Source organism: Yoonia sp. KMU-150 (genome assembly GCF_056858355.1).
Map to the genome: position 1 here is coordinate 266,111 of NZ_JBXEQF010000001.1, position 13,328 is coordinate 279,438.

At 62.9% G+C, this 13,328-nt stretch carries 12 protein-coding genes; 5 read left to right on the top strand and 7 right to left on the bottom strand.

Annotation, left to right across the window (positions count from 1 at the left end; genetic code table 11):
* The first annotated feature begins 51 nt into the window (after window positions 1–51).
* Window positions 52–675, top strand: coding sequence for a class I SAM-dependent DNA methyltransferase (locus AC04PH_RS01295; protein ID WP_483063933.1), 624 nt, complete (start codon window positions 52–54; stop codon window positions 673–675).
* Here AC04PH_RS01295 and AC04PH_RS01300 read toward each other — a convergent pair.
* The 4 genes from AC04PH_RS01300 to AC04PH_RS01315 all read right to left on the bottom strand — a co-directional run bounded on the left by AC04PH_RS01300 (window position 672) and on the right by AC04PH_RS01315 (window position 5,604).
* On the bottom strand, window positions 672–1,463 hold the full coding sequence (locus AC04PH_RS01300) for a carnitinyl-CoA dehydratase (protein ID WP_483063934.1): 792 nt from the start codon (window positions 1,461–1,463) through the stop codon (window positions 672–674). The genes AC04PH_RS01295 and AC04PH_RS01300 overlap by 4 nt on opposite strands.
* Complete coding sequence (locus tag AC04PH_RS01305; protein ID WP_483063935.1) at window positions 1,457–3,451, bottom strand: acetate--CoA ligase family protein; 1,995 nt, start codon at window positions 3,449–3,451, stop codon at window positions 1,457–1,459. Before AC04PH_RS01305 ends, AC04PH_RS01300 begins: the two co-directional genes overlap by 7 nt.
* Window positions 3,452–3,690: 239 nt before the next feature.
* Complete coding sequence (locus AC04PH_RS01310; RefSeq protein ID WP_483063936.1) at window positions 3,691–4,851, bottom strand: acyl-CoA dehydrogenase family protein; 1,161 nt, start codon at window positions 4,849–4,851, stop codon at window positions 3,691–3,693.
* Window positions 4,852–4,860: 9 nt separating this feature from the next.
* Complete coding sequence (locus AC04PH_RS01315) at window positions 4,861–5,604, bottom strand: class II aldolase and adducin N-terminal domain-containing protein (protein ID WP_483063937.1); 744 nt, start codon at window positions 5,602–5,604, stop codon at window positions 4,861–4,863.
* 165 nt (window positions 5,605–5,769) lie between these two features.
* Here AC04PH_RS01315 and AC04PH_RS01320 point away from each other — a divergent pair, with 165 nt between their 5' ends.
* From AC04PH_RS01320 to AC04PH_RS01335, 4 genes are all read left to right on the top strand, one after another.
* Complete coding sequence (locus AC04PH_RS01320; RefSeq protein WP_483063938.1) at window positions 5,770–6,465, top strand: fumarylacetoacetate hydrolase family protein; 696 nt, start codon at window positions 5,770–5,772, stop codon at window positions 6,463–6,465.
* Between the two features lie 109 nt (window positions 6,466–6,574).
* Window positions 6,575–7,612, top strand: a complete 1,038-nt coding sequence (locus AC04PH_RS01325) for a TRAP transporter substrate-binding protein (protein ID WP_483063939.1) — start codon at window positions 6,575–6,577, stop codon at window positions 7,610–7,612.
* Between the two features lie 81 nt (window positions 7,613–7,693).
* Complete coding sequence (locus AC04PH_RS01330; protein ID WP_483063940.1) at window positions 7,694–8,275, top strand: TRAP transporter small permease; 582 nt, start codon at window positions 7,694–7,696, stop codon at window positions 8,273–8,275.
* Window positions 8,272–9,768, top strand: a complete 1,497-nt coding sequence (locus tag AC04PH_RS01335; protein WP_483063941.1) for a TRAP transporter large permease — start codon at window positions 8,272–8,274, stop codon at window positions 9,766–9,768. The genes AC04PH_RS01330 and AC04PH_RS01335 overlap by 4 nt, the downstream gene beginning before the upstream one ends.
* Here the strand turns inward: AC04PH_RS01335 and AC04PH_RS01340 are convergent, their stop codons facing one another.
* Genes AC04PH_RS01340 through AC04PH_RS01350 form a run of 3 tightly spaced genes read right to left on the bottom strand, consistent with a single transcriptional unit; the run spans window position 9,769 to window position 13,327 of the window.
* Window positions 9,769–11,448: a dipeptide ABC transporter ATP-binding protein gene (locus AC04PH_RS01340; RefSeq protein WP_483063942.1), complete on the bottom strand. Its 1,680-nt coding sequence runs from the start codon at window positions 11,446–11,448 to the stop codon at window positions 9,769–9,771. It lies immediately after the preceding gene.
* Window positions 11,448–12,353: an ABC transporter permease gene (locus AC04PH_RS01345; RefSeq protein ID WP_483063943.1), complete on the bottom strand. Its 906-nt coding sequence runs from the start codon at window positions 12,351–12,353 to the stop codon at window positions 11,448–11,450. The genes AC04PH_RS01340 and AC04PH_RS01345 overlap by 1 nt, the downstream gene beginning before the upstream one ends.
* Window positions 12,353–13,327, bottom strand: a complete 975-nt coding sequence (locus AC04PH_RS01350; RefSeq protein WP_483063944.1) for an ABC transporter permease — start codon at window positions 13,325–13,327, stop codon at window positions 12,353–12,355. The genes AC04PH_RS01345 and AC04PH_RS01350 overlap by 1 nt, the downstream gene beginning before the upstream one ends.
* Between the last annotated feature and the right edge of the window lies 1 nt (window position 13,328).

Here is a 13,328-nt window from a genome sequence, read left to right on the forward strand (position 1 = left end):
CATCTGTGCGCGGCACAAGACACGGACGCAAGACGGTGTTAGCGTCAATGCATGAAAACGGACCCCGACCTCGACAAAGCCTATGCGATCGAATCCCCGGATGCGGCGCGGAAACTCTATGACGTCTGGGCACCAAGTTACGATGTCGGCTTTGCCGAGCGGCAGGGATACCAGCTTGCACGCGAGGTCGCACTGGCTTTCGTTTCGGCGGGCGGAAGCGGCCCCGTGCTCGACGTCGGTGCCGGCACCGGGCTTGTCGCAGAGCACCTCCGATCAATGGAGATCGGGCCGATCCATGCGCTCGACCTGTCTGCCGAAATGCTGGCCGTGGCTGGCGTGAAGGGCCATTACGACAAGCTGATCGAAGCGGATGTGACCCGGCCCCTGCCGGGAGCGCCGCGCTATGCCGGGATCGTCAGCGCGGGCACTTTCACGCTTGGCCATGTCGGTCCCGAGGGCCTGCGCGCCCTGCTGGACGCGGCGCGCCCCGACGCGGTCATGGTGATTTCCGTCAACCTGGCGCATTTCGAAAGCGCCGGTTTTGCCGCATTGCTTGACGAGATCGCGCCACGGATCGATGCGCTGACGCTCAAGGACGTGCGTATCTATGACGACAGAGCGGATGCGGCACATCGCGACGACAAGGCGCGACTGATCGTCTTTCGCGCGCGTTAGCGCCCTTTCCAGACCGGATCGCGCTTTTCCGCGAAGGCGCGCGCGCCTTCCATCTGGTCCTCGCTGCTGTAGAGCGTGTCGACAGAAGCAAGTTGCCGCTTGGTGATCCGGTTCATCGCGTCCTGAAACTTGGCGTCCTCGGCATCGCGCACGATTTCCTTGATCGCGGCATAGACCAGCGGCGGACCGGATGCGATGAGATCGGCCATCGCCCGGGCCTCGGTCATCAGATCGGCTGCCGGATGGACGTGGTTCACGATGCCCCAGCCATGTGCTTCGATGGCGTCGAACCAGCGACCGGTCAGCAGAAGTTCCATCGCGATGTGATACGGGATGCGCTTTGGCAGCTTCACGCTCGCCGCGTCCGCGACGGTGCCCGACCTGATTTCGGGCAGGGCAAAGGTGGCGTGATCGGCAGCGAGGATGATGTCGGCGGAGAGTGCCAGCTCAAGCCCCCCGCCGCAGCAGATGCCGTTTACGGCGGCGATCACCGGTTTGCCCATCCCGCGCAACTCCTGCAGGCCGCCGAAGCCGCCTACGCCGTAGTCGCCATCGACCGCGTCGCCTTCGCTTGCCGCTTTCAGATCCCAGCCCGGGCAGAAGAATTTTTCGCCGGCACCGGTCAGGATCGCGACGCGCAGGTTGGGATCGTCGCGGAATGTCGCAAAAACTTCGCCCATCACGCGGCTGGTGGCAAGATCGATCGCGTTGGCCTTGGGCCGGTCGAGCGTGACTTCCAACACCGCGCCGTTGCGGCGGGCCTTGACGGGGTTTTCAGTGTCTAACATGGCGTTTTCCTTATGAGCGCATCGGCTGCGATTGCGGCGGTCGGGGTGCAGATCAGCGGATTGATTTCGACCTCGAGCAGAGTATCGGCGTGGGCGGCGACGTAGGTGGAAATCGCCATGATGCTATCGACGACTGCGTTCAGATCGGCACTTGGCTTGCCGCGATATCCGGACAGGATCGTGTGGATTTTCAGGCGGGTCAGCGCGTCTGTGACCGTGTCCCTGCCGACTGGCAGGATCAGGGATTGCGTGTCCTGCAGAACCTCCGTCATCACGCCGCCCCAGCCCAGTGTCATGACGAAGCCATGCACCGGATCGTGGACCACGCCGACCAGCAGTTCGGCCGCCGCGCCGGTGATCATCTCCTCCAGCAGAAACTCTGTACTGTCCATCGCTGTCGCGGCAGCCGTCACATCGGCCGCTGTGTGCAGGTGCAGCGCGACCGCACCGACATCGGACTTGTGTGCGATTCCGTCCCCTTTCAGCACGAAAGGACCGGTGAACGATGGGGTATCGGGAAACGTCGGATCAGGCAGTGGATATTGGCGGGGGATCGGAACACCATGTTCGGCCAGCTGCTGCTTTGCGGCACGTTCGCCAAGTGTCACGCCGTCTGTCGCCCTCGGTCCCGCCAGGACATCCCGCGCCAGATCCGGCGCTGCGACCCGACGAACCGCCGCGAGGGCGCGCAGGCCGTCCGACAGGCCCGACAGCGGAACCACGCCGCCCGCCATCAGTCGCGCCGCCACATCTTCCGGCATCAGTTCCGGCAGGGTAGCCACCATCGCAATCCGCCCTGTCGCCTGTGCCTGTGCGGTCAGGGCGGCCTGCACGGCGCATTCCCAGTCAGCGGGATCGCAGCGATCTGCGCGGGGGAAATCTACGATCAGCAGCGTCATCGCCAACGACCGGTCCATCATCGCGGCGAAGACAGACGCCATGGCGGCAACATCGCGCCAGATGTAGGTGTGATAGTCCAGAGGATTGGCCAGGGCGACCCGCGGCCCAAGAACCGCACCAAGCGCGTCACTCTGTTCTGAGGTCAGGGCAGGAAACGTGAGACCCAGCGGTTGCGCGAGATCGGCGGTGAGCGATGCCTCGCCCCCTGAACAACTGACAGAAGCGATGCGCCCCGATACGACAGGCCCGCCCAGATGCAGGATTTTCAGAGCCTCGATCAAGACCGCCGGATCGGGGACGGGCATGAACCCCAGACGGCGGATCAGCGCCGCGGCCCCGGCGGCGCTGCCCGCAAGCGAGGCTGTATGTGACACCGTGGCACCCTGCGCTTCTGCCGATTGGCCGACCTTGAGCACGACGACCGGCACGTTCCGGTCAAGTGCCGCGCGGGCGAACCGTTGCCAGGCGGCCAAGTCGCCGAAGCCTTCGATGTGCAGGCCAATGGCCGTGACGCGCGGGTCATCCAAGAGCGCGAGGGCGATATCGGCCTGCGACGTCTGCGCCTGGTTGCCGCATGTCACCACATAGGCCACCGGCAGGCTGCGCATCTGCATGGTCAGGTTGATCGCGATGTTCGAGGATTGCGTCAGGATCGCCACGCCGCTGTCGCAGGGCGCGCAGCCGTGCTGATCCGGCCAGAGCAAGGCACCGTCGCAGGCGTTGATATAGCCATAACAGTTCGGCCCCAGCACCGGCATGTCGCCGGCCGCAGTCAGTAGCGCGGCATTCCGGTCGTGGCCGTCGGAAACCTCCGCAAAGCCCGAGGCAAAACAGACTGCACCACCCGCTCCTTTTTCGCGCAGGGCCGTGACGATAGCGATGGTCGCATCGCGGTTGACCCCGACAAAAGCGGCGTCCGGCACGCCGGGCAGATCGGCGACGCTGCTGAAATCACCCTTGGGATGCACGTGCCAGACCGGTCCGCTAAATCCCGCCTTTGTCAGTTGCGCAATGACCGCGTGGCACCAGGCGCCACCGCCGACGACAGCGACGGTGGTGGGCCGCAAGAGGCGCGACAGATCACCCATGTCGCGCCTTACGATCTATTAAGGTTAATGCGCTAGACCCGGTACGCGGTACAGGCGGAGGCGCCGATGACCGCACCGGAAGAAGGCCCTCGTCCGGCGTTCTGCCGCACGGGGGCTGACCTGCACCGCCTGCCCTTCTTCTGGTCGAAAATACCTCGGAGAGCGCGAGAGGCTGGCCTCTCGCTTCTGTCGGCGCCTGAAAGGCGTCGGCGGAAATCGCTACGGGCAATACCATCGGCTCAGGCTCCCAGCGCACGCAGCAGATCGCGGCTGATGATGTGGCGCTGGATTTCCGATGTGCCGTCCCAGATGCGTTCGACCCGCGCATCGCGCCAGAACCGTTCCAGCGGATAGTCGTCCATCAGGCCCATGCCACCGTGAATCTGGATCGCGGCATCGGTCACGCGCGACAGCATTTCGGAAGCATAAAGCTTGGCCGAGGCGATTTCGCGGTTGGCGGGCAGCCCCTTGTCCAGCCGGTCGGCGCTGGCCAGCGTCAGCAGATCGGCGGCGTCGATCTCGGTGATCATATCGGCAAGCTGGAAGCTGACACCTTGGAATTTGCCGATTTTCTGGCCGAACTGCTCGCGTTCGGCGGCGTAATCCAGTGCGTAGTCGAAGACGCGCCGCGCGCGGCCGACGGACATGGCCGCGACGGTGATGCGGGTCGCGTAGAGCCAGGTGTTCATGACCGCGAACCCGCCGTCGACCTCTCCCAGCACCTGCGCGTCGGACAGGCGGCAGTCATCAAATTCCAGGATCATGTTCTTGTAACCGCGGTGGCTGACGGATTTGTAACCGTCGCGGATCGTGAAGCCAGGCGTGCCGCGGTCCACCAGAAATGTCGTGATCCGTTTCTTGGGGCCGCGTGGGGTCTGATCCTCGCCGGTGGCGATGAAGACGATGACGAAATCGGCATGCTCCGCCCCGGAGATGAAGTGCTTGGTGCCGTTGACGACCCAATCGCCGCCATCGCGGACAGCGGCGCATTTCATGCCGCGCACGTCGGACCCGGCACCGGGTTCCGTCATGGCCAGTGCGTCCATCTTGTCGCCGCGCACGGCGGGCGTCAGGTAGCGGTCGATCTGGTCGCCTTCACAGGCCATCAGGATGTTCTGCGGCCGCCCGAAAAAATGGGTGAGTGCCATCGACCCGCGTCCCAGTTCGCGCTCGACCAGTGCAAATTCGAGGTGATTGAGCCCGGCACCGCCGACACTTTCGGGGAAGTTGCAGGCATAGAATCCGAGGTCGATGGTTTTCTGCCGGATCTCCTGCGCAAGCGCGGCGGGCACGGTGCCGGTGCGCTCCACCATGTCTTCGTTGGGATAGATTTCCTTTTCGACGAAGCGGCGCACCGTATCGGCGATCATCTGGTGTTCGTCGGTCAGCCCGTAGATCATGTTGTGGTCCTACTGTGCATAGTCGCTCTTTTCAGCGTCGAGCAGGTGTCTGAGCTCCGCCAGATGGCGGTCAGCCTGTTCGGGGTAGTCCTCGAGCTCGCGCGCGGTCTTTTCGGCAATGTCGTCGGGCAGGACGCGCAGCGGCTGTCCTGTCTGCAGGGCGCGGATGTAGGTTTCCGCAGCGCGTTCGAAATAGTAGAGCCTGTTGAAGGTGTCTGCGACGGTGTCGCCGATGATAAGCACGCCGTGGTTACCCATGATCATGACCTTCTGGCGGGGATCGGAAAACAGGGCGGCACAGCGCGCGCCCTCATCCTCGAAGGCGAGGCCGCCGTATCCGTCGTCGATGACATAGCGGTTGAAGAACGTGCAGCAGTTCTGGTCGATCGGTGGCAAACGACTGTCCTGCAGCGATGCAAGCACCGTGGCAAAAACGGAATGCACATGCATCGCGCAACGGGCATGGGGCACCAGCCGGTGCAGCCCGCCGTGCAGGCCCCAGGCTGTCGGGTCGGGCGCGTTCGGACCGCGCAGGGTATCGGGGTCGTTGGCATCCACCAGAATCATGTCGCTGGCGCGGATGCGGGCAAAATGCATCTGGTTCGGATTCATGAGAAACCGCGTTCCGTCGTCATTCACTGCAAGAGAGAAATGGTTGGCGACACCTTCGTGCAGGTTCAGCCGCGCGGCCCAGCGGAATGCGGCGGCCAGATCCACCCGCGCGTCCCAATGCGTCATGTTTGCGGCGGCCATCCCTGTCTCCGTCCCTGTCGCTTTGGCGCAGGCTGGCAGGCCCCAAACCCCGCGGCAAGCCGGTTTGCGTATTTTTTGGTGTCGCGGACGGATCAGGAACATCTGGCGCGTGCAGGGGGCTGTGGTAACGTCATGTGACCCTGCTGCAGACCAAGGACGCATGCGATGGACCACATATTTCCGCCGGTACCGCCGAAGACACTTCCGATTGAATGTGAAACGGCTGTTTATCCGGTGCATCGCATCTTTTGTGTCGGGCGCAACTACGCGGCCCACGCCGCCGAGATGGGCAGCGAGGTCGACCGCGAAGCACCGTGGTATTTCACCAAGTCCGCTACCGCCCTTTGCGCGTCGGGCAGCACCGTGCCCTATCCGCCGGGGACATCGAATTTTCATTATGAAATGGAACTTGCGGTCGCCCTTGGTGCCGATGCGTTTCAGGTCGATGTGGATCAGGCCAACGCGACTATTTTTGGTTATGCCTGCGGGCTGGACATGACCCGCAGGGACCGGCAGCAGGATGGCAAGGATCATCGGCGGCCGTGGGATCTGGGCAAGGACATCGAGAACGGCGCCGTGATCGCGACCATCACGCCGGTGCGGAACGTGGATGCGTTGACCGGGCGGCGCATTCATCTGGCGGTGAACGGTGCCGTGAAGCAGGACGCGACGCTGGACGATATGGTCTGGTCGGTGCCCGAGATCATCAGCCATCTGTCGCAATATTACCATCTGCGGGCCGGTGACGTCATTCTGACAGGCACGCCAGCCGGGGTCGGGCCTGTTGTGGCAGGCGATGTGATGACCGGCGGGATCGACGGGCTTGCACCGGTATCATTGACACTCGGGCCGCCGGAGTGACGCGAGACCTCTGACTTTCGGTGCGTATAAACCGGTGGCCTTGTCGTTTGCGACAAGGCAGACTGATCCGCGATTCCGCACCTTCGTTGCAATCACATGGGAGAATATCATGACGACACGCAGAGCCACGATGGCATTGATCGGTGCAGCCGCACTTGGTCTGACCGCGACCGGCGCTTTTGCGCAGGAGGTGACGCTGAAGCTGCACCAGTTCCTGCCCGCACAGGCCAATGTACCCAAGCTGATCCTCGATGTCTGGGCCGACAATGTCGAAGAGGCATCGGGCGGGCGGATCGCGGTCGAACGCTATGCCGCGATGCAACTGGGTGGCGCGCCGCCAGAGCTGATCGACCAGGTGCAGGATGGCGTGGCCGATGTGGTCTGGACCGTCGTGGGTTATACCCCGGGACGTTTCCCACGCACGGAGGTGTTCGAACTGCCGTTTTTGGTGAGCGACGCCGGGGCTGCTTCATCCGCCTACTGGCAGATGTATGAAAGCCATATGGCCGAAGCGGATTTCGCGGGGATCAAGATCCTCGGTACCTGGGTGCACGGCCCCGGCGTGATCCACTCCGCCGATCCGATCGAGACGCCTGCGGATATGCAGGGGGTCAAGGCGCGAGGTGCATCGCGCCAGATCAACGCGCTGCTGGAAGAATTCGGCGCGACACCGGTTGGGATGCCGGTGCCGGCGGTGCCGGAGGCCTTGTCGAAAGGCGTGATCGACGCGACCACGATCCCGTGGGAAGTGACCGGCGCGCTGAAGATCGCGGAACTGGTGGAGAACCACACCGAATTCACCGGCAACATGCTTTATACTGTCACCTTTGTGCTGGCGATGAACCAAGACGTCTATGACGGTCTGCCTGCCGACCTGCAGCAGGTGATCGACGACAACTCCGGGCTGGAATTCAGCGTCTTCGCCGGTCAGACGATGGCCGAGGTGGATGCGCCCGCCCGCGAGATCGCCGTCGACTTCGGGAACAACATCATTACGCTGGACGAGGCGCAATCCGCCGTTTGGGCCGAGGCCGCCGCACCTGTGCGCGAGGCCTGGCTGGCCGACATGGAAAGTCAGGGCATCGACGGACAGGCGCTGATCGACGAGGCCACGGCACTGATGGAGGCCTTTGACGCCGGGAACTAGACCGGTGTAGGTGACAGGGGCCACGCTGACCGAAGTTGGTTGGCGTGGCCCTTTTTTGTTGAACCGCGTGGGGCCGTCGCGATGTATCCGTTTTTTCTGACCGTATCGCGCGTCATGGCGTGGCTGGGCGGCGCGATGCTCGCCCTTCTGGTCGTGATGGTCTGTGCGTCGATTGTCGGGCGACAGTTGAATGCCTGGATGTTCGATCTGATCGCGCAGGACAGATTTGCGGGTCTGGCGCAATGGACGCTGGACCTTGGGATCGGGCCGATCAAGGGTGATTTTGAATTGATCGAGGCGGGTGTCGCTTTTGCGATCTTCGCTTTCCTGCCCTATTGCCACATGACCGATGGTCACGCGCGTGTCGATATTTTCGCGCGGCGGCTGTCCGCGCGGACAAATCGCATCCTTCGCCTCGTGACGGATGTGGTGTTTGCCGCTGTATTGATCCTGATCGCTGTGCAGCTTTTTGGAGGTATGCAAAGCAAGATCCGGTCGGGGCAGACGACGTTCCTTCTCGAATTTCCGATCTGGTGGGCCTACGCGCTGTCGCTGACGGGGGCTGTCGTCGCCGCTGTAGTATCGGTTTTCGTTGCGTTGCAACGGTTGCGTGAGGCGGCGACTGGCCGGGTGCTGCTGCCGGACATGGGGCCGGAGCATTGAGCGATTTCACCATCGGTCTGCTGTCGTTCCCGGCGCTTCTTGGCCTGATTTTTCTGCGTGTGCCGATCGGGCTGGCCATGTTCGTGGCCGGACTGATCGGGCTGGTGCTGGTGACGGGCGATACGACGGTGCCGTTCGGGCGGTTGAAATCCGAGACTTATACGACGTTCTCCAGCTATTCGCTGACCATCGTGCCGATGTTTCTGCTGATGGGTCATTTCGCGACGCTGGGCGGCATGTCGCAGGCACTGTTCAAGGCGGCGGAGGGGTTTCTGGGGCATCGGAAGGGCGGTGTCGCGATGGCGTCGGTCGGGGCCTGCGCAGGGTTCGGCGCGATCTGCGGATCGTCGCTGGCGACGGCGGCCACGATGAGCCGGGTCGCTCTGCCGGAGTTGCGGCGTTACGGCTACGCGGGTGGGTTTTCGACGGCGACGTTGGCGGCTGGCGGAACATTGGGCATCCTGATCCCGCCGTCGGTTGTCTTGGTGATCTACGCCATTTTGACCGAGCAGAATATCGCAAAGCTGTTTTTGGCAGCTTTCGTGCCGGGGCTGCTGGCCGCGCTTGGCTATGTCATCGTGATCTCTATCTATGTGCGACTTTACCCCGCTGCGGCGGGCACGAAAGCGCGCGTTGGCTGGGGGCCGCGTATGCGCGCGCTCGCGGCAGTCTGGCCGGTGCTGCTGGTCTTCGGGCTGGTCGTGGGGGGCATATATCGCGGCTGGTTCACGCCGACGGAGGGCGCGGCGGTCGGCGCATTCGGGACCGGTTTGATCGCTTGGGCCAATGGCGGGCTGACGCGGGCGACGCTGGGCGAGAGTTTTCTTGTCACGGCCCGGTCGACCGCGATGATCTTTTTCATCGTGCTGGGGGCCGCGTTCTACAACGGGTTTCTGGCACTGACGCAGGTGCCGCAGGAACTGGCGATGTGGGTCGGGGGACAAGGTTTCAGCCCGTGGCTGGTGCTGGCCTTTATCCTGATCTTCTACCTGTTGCTGGGCTGTCTGATGGACAGTCTTTCGATGATCCTGCTGACGATCCCGATCTTCTGGCCGGTGATGCAGGCGTTGGATTTCGGGTTCGTGACACTGGCAGAGTTGCATGCGGATCGGGCCTTGGCGGCCATTGCCGACGGGGTGAAACTGGCCCCGGCGATGTTGGCCGAGATACAGGGTGCATTGGCTGCCGGGATGGAACTGACGCGTGATCAAATCCGTACGCTGGAATTGCGTGGCGTGTCGCAGGGCGCGCTGAACCGGATCAACGCCGAACAGGTCGCGATTTGGTTCGGGATACTGGTATTGATCGTGGTGGAAGTTGGGCTGATCACCCCGCCTGTGGGGATGAATCTGTTTATCATCAACGCGATGGATCGGGAGACGCCAATGGGTGACACGTACCGCGCGGTGCTGTTCTACGTGGCGTCGGACCTGCTGCGCGTGGCGCTTTTAGTGGCGTTTCCCGCGGTCACGTTGTTCCTGATCCCGTGGTGATCAGTATGGCAATCCGGGTGTGAGCGACAAAAGCTCCTGCGAGTAATGTGCTTGAGGCGCGTTGAAGAACGGTTCGGACTCGCCAGCCTCCTCGATCTTGCCGGCGCGCAGCACGGTCACATCGTCCGACATCTGCCGCACCACCGCGAGGTTGTGGCTGATGAACAGGATCGTCAGGTTGAATTTTGCCTGGAGGTCCTTCAGCAGGTTCAGCACCTGCGCCTGAATGGACACATCCAATGCGCTTGTCGGTTCGTCGCAGATCAGGAAACGCGGGCGGGCCAGCAGGCCGCGGGCCACGGCGATACGCTGGCGTTGTCCGCCTGAAAACTGGTGCGGGTAGCGGTCGATAGCGGTCGGTTCCATCTCGACCAGTTCCAGCATGGCGGCGGCCAGCGCGCGACGCTTGCGTTTGTCACCTTCCAAGCCATAGAGCGACAGCGGTTCGGCCAGAATATCACCGATGCGGTGGCGGGAGTTGAGCGACGAATAGGGATCCTGAAACACCATCTGGATGATGCGGCGGGCGGGATCATCACGGCGACGTTGCTTGGCGGGGGGCAGGGTGCGGTCGCCAAGGATCACGTCGCCCGCCGATGGCTGCACCAAACCTGTAATCGCCTTGGCGAGCGTCGATTTGCCCGAACCGCTTTCGCCGACGAGGCCCATGACGGTGCCGGGGCGCACGTGCATCGACACGTTGTCGAGCGCGACGTATGGATCGGGCTTCTGGAACAGACTAGTGCGCTGGCCCGCGAATTTCACCGTCAGGTCGCGCACCTCCAGCCCGATGGGGTCGTGTTCCATGCCGCGCATCAGCCAGTCTTCAGCGTCGATCCCTTGGGTGATGGCGGGGGCGGCGTCGAAGTCTTCCTCCGGCACACGGAAGCGATCGAGCTTTTTGTCCAGACGGGGAACGGCGGCCATGAGTTCCTTGGTGTAGGGGTGGTCCGGGTCGCCCAGCACCTTGTCTGTCAGACCGCTTTCCATCACCTTGCCGCCGCGCAGTACGGTGACTTTGTCGGTGACCTGCGCGATGACGCCTATATCGTGGGTGATCAGGATAAACCCGATGCCGCGCGTATCGGCGAGGCGGCGGATCAGGGCGAGGACCTGGGATTGCACCGCGACATCGAGCGCGGTCGTCGGCTCGTCCGCGATGATGAGTTCGGGGTCGGTGCAGAGCGCAAGCGCGATCACGACGCGTTGTCGCATCCCGCCGGAAAACTGGTGCGGGTAGGCGGTGATGCGTGTGCTGGCATTCCTGATGCCGATCTCCTCCAGCAGATCCACGGCGCGTTTCCGGGCAGCGGAAGTGCTGACATCGGAATGCGCCTGGATCGTTTCGATCAGCTGATCCTCGATGGTCATCAGCGGATTGAGTGATGTCTGCGGGTCCTGAAAGATCATCGAAATGCGGTCGCCGCGGATGTCATGCGCCTGATCGCGCGTGAGGGTGCGCAGATCGGTATCGCCCAGCGTCATGGTGCCGTCGGCCACGTATCCGGGTGGTTGCAGCAGGCCGATGATGGCGGCGCCGATGGTCGATTTACCTGCCCCGCTCTCACCGACAAGGCCGTGAATCTCGCCTTTCCGCACAGCGATGTCGACACCCTCGACCGCGGTGAAATCGCCGTGGCGGGAGGGAAATTTGACGGTGAGGCCGCGCACGTCCAACATCAGCGGAGCCTCGGGTTGAAGACGTCGCGCAGGAAGTCGCCGAGAATGTTGATCGACACCACGAGCGCGATCAGGAACAGCGTCGGCACCCACAAAATCCACCATTCACCGGAGAACAGGAACTGCATTCCGATACGGATCAGGGTGCCGAGCGATGGCGAGTCGGCGGGCAAACCGATGCCGAGGAACGACAGCGTCGCCTCCAGCAGGATCGCGCTGGCCAGATCGACGGTCATGATGACGAGCAGCGGACCAAGGATATTGGGCAGGATATGGCGGAACATGACGCGCAGCGGATGCTGCCCCATGATCATGGCGGCCTGCACATATTCCTTGTTCCGCTCGACGAAAGTGGACGCGCGGGCCGTGCGGGCGAAGTTGACCCAGAGCGACAGCGCGATTGCGATGGTCAGCACGACGACGCGCAGGTTTTCCTGTTGGTCGGGCGGCAGGATGCCCCGCGCGATCCCGTCAATCAGAAGTGCCGTCAGGATCGCGGGCAAAGCAAGCTGCACGTCGGCGATGCGCATGACGACGGCGTCGAACTTGCCGCCGTAGTATCCGGCGGCAAGGCCGAGCGAGACACCCAGCACGGTCGCGATGGCCATGGCGGACAGCCCGATCATCAGCGACAGCCGCGCGCCGTAGAGGATGGATGAGACCATGTCGCGGCCCTGATCGTCTGTGCCGAGCAGGAAGCGGGGGTCGCTGCCGTCTATCCAGATCGGGGGCAAAAGACCGTCCCACAGCACGAAGCTGGACAGATCGTAGGGGTTCGTGCGGGCGATCCACGGGGCCAGCAGCGCACCGCCGATGATCAAGATTGCGACGATTGCCGCGATGATCGCCGCCGGGCTGTGGCGAAAGGCATAGACGCCGTCATTGTCCCAGATGCGGGCCAACATCACGCCGCCTCCTTCACGCGCAGGCGCGGGTCGATGGCGAGATAGAGCAGGTCCACCGCCATGTTCACCAGCACGAAGAAGAATGCGATCACGACGAGATAAACCGACATTACAGGAATATCGACAAAGCGGATGGATTCCAAAAACAGCAAGCCCATGCCCGGCCACTGAAATACGCTTTCCGTGACGATGGAAAAGGCGATGACGCCGCCGAATTGCAGGCCGATGATAGTGATGACGGGGATCATCGTGTTCGCCAAGGCGTGACGGAAATGGAGCTGGCGATAGGGGATGCCGCGCGCCGTGGCGAAACGGATATAGTCGGAGCGCATGACCTCCATCATCTCGGCGCGGACAAGGCGCATGGTCAGCGTCAGTTGATACACACCCAGCGTGATCGCAGGCAGGATCAGCGACCGCCAGCCGTCGATCGTCAGGAACGATGTCGTCCACCAGCCGACCCTGACGGTTTCACCACGCCCGAATGTGGGGAGCCAGCCAAGCTGAACACCGAAGAAAAAGATCAGCATGATCCCGATGACGAAAGTGGGGATCGACACCCCGACCAGCGTCGTCAACAGCAGGGATTGCGTGATCGCACCACGCGGCCTGAGGGCGGTATAGACGCCGGCCGGTATGCCCACGATCAGCGATATCACCAGTGCCACGACACCCAGTTCAAGGGTCGCCGGCATCGCCTTCACGATCATCTCGGACACAGGTTGTCGGGTGCGGTAGGAATAGCCGAAATCGCCCTGCAGCATATCGCTGGCGAAGCGGTAGAATTGCAGCGGGAACGGATCGTTCAGTCCCAGTTCGTCGCGCAGGCGGTCCTGATCGGCAATGGTCGTCTCCACGCCCGTCATCTGGCTAACGGGATCGCCCACGAAACGGAACAGTGAAAACGCGAGCAGGGCGACGGCCAGCATCACAAACACCGACTGTATCAGCCGTTTGATTATGAAATAGCCCATC

What these genes read in the sequence shown, in the direction of transcription:
- AC04PH_RS01320 (WP_483063938.1), top strand. Translation starts at nt 5,770, where the DNA reads ATGGACCACATATTTCCGCCGGTACCGCCGAAGACACTTCCGATTGAA.
- AC04PH_RS01305 (WP_483063935.1), bottom strand. Translation starts at nt 3,451, where the DNA reads ATGGGTGATCTGTCGCGCCTCTTGCGGCCCACCACCGTCGCTGTCGTC.
- AC04PH_RS01325 (WP_483063939.1), top strand. Translation starts at nt 6,575, where the DNA reads ATGACGACACGCAGAGCCACGATGGCATTGATCGGTGCAGCCGCACTT.
- AC04PH_RS01315 (WP_483063937.1), bottom strand. Translation starts at nt 5,604, where the DNA reads ATGGCCGCCGCAAACATGACGCATTGGGACGCGCGGGTGGATCTGGCC.
- AC04PH_RS01340 (WP_483063942.1), bottom strand. Translation starts at nt 11,448, where the DNA reads ATGTTGGACGTGCGCGGCCTCACCGTCAAATTTCCCTCCCGCCACGGC.
- AC04PH_RS01345 (WP_483063943.1), bottom strand. Translation starts at nt 12,353, where the DNA reads ATGTTGGCCCGCATCTGGGACAATGACGGCGTCTATGCCTTTCGCCAC.
- AC04PH_RS01310 (WP_483063936.1), bottom strand. Translation starts at nt 4,851, where the DNA reads ATGATCTACGGGCTGACCGACGAACACCAGATGATCGCCGATACGGTG.
- AC04PH_RS01295 (WP_483063933.1), top strand. Translation starts at nt 52, where the DNA reads ATGAAAACGGACCCCGACCTCGACAAAGCCTATGCGATCGAATCCCCG.
- AC04PH_RS01300 (WP_483063934.1), bottom strand. Translation starts at nt 1,463, where the DNA reads ATGTTAGACACTGAAAACCCCGTCAAGGCCCGCCGCAACGGCGCGGTG.
- AC04PH_RS01350 (WP_483063944.1), bottom strand. Translation starts at nt 13,327, where the DNA reads ATGGGCTATTTCATAATCAAACGGCTGATACAGTCGGTGTTTGTGATG.
- AC04PH_RS01330 (WP_483063940.1), top strand. Translation starts at nt 7,694, where the DNA reads ATGTATCCGTTTTTTCTGACCGTATCGCGCGTCATGGCGTGGCTGGGC.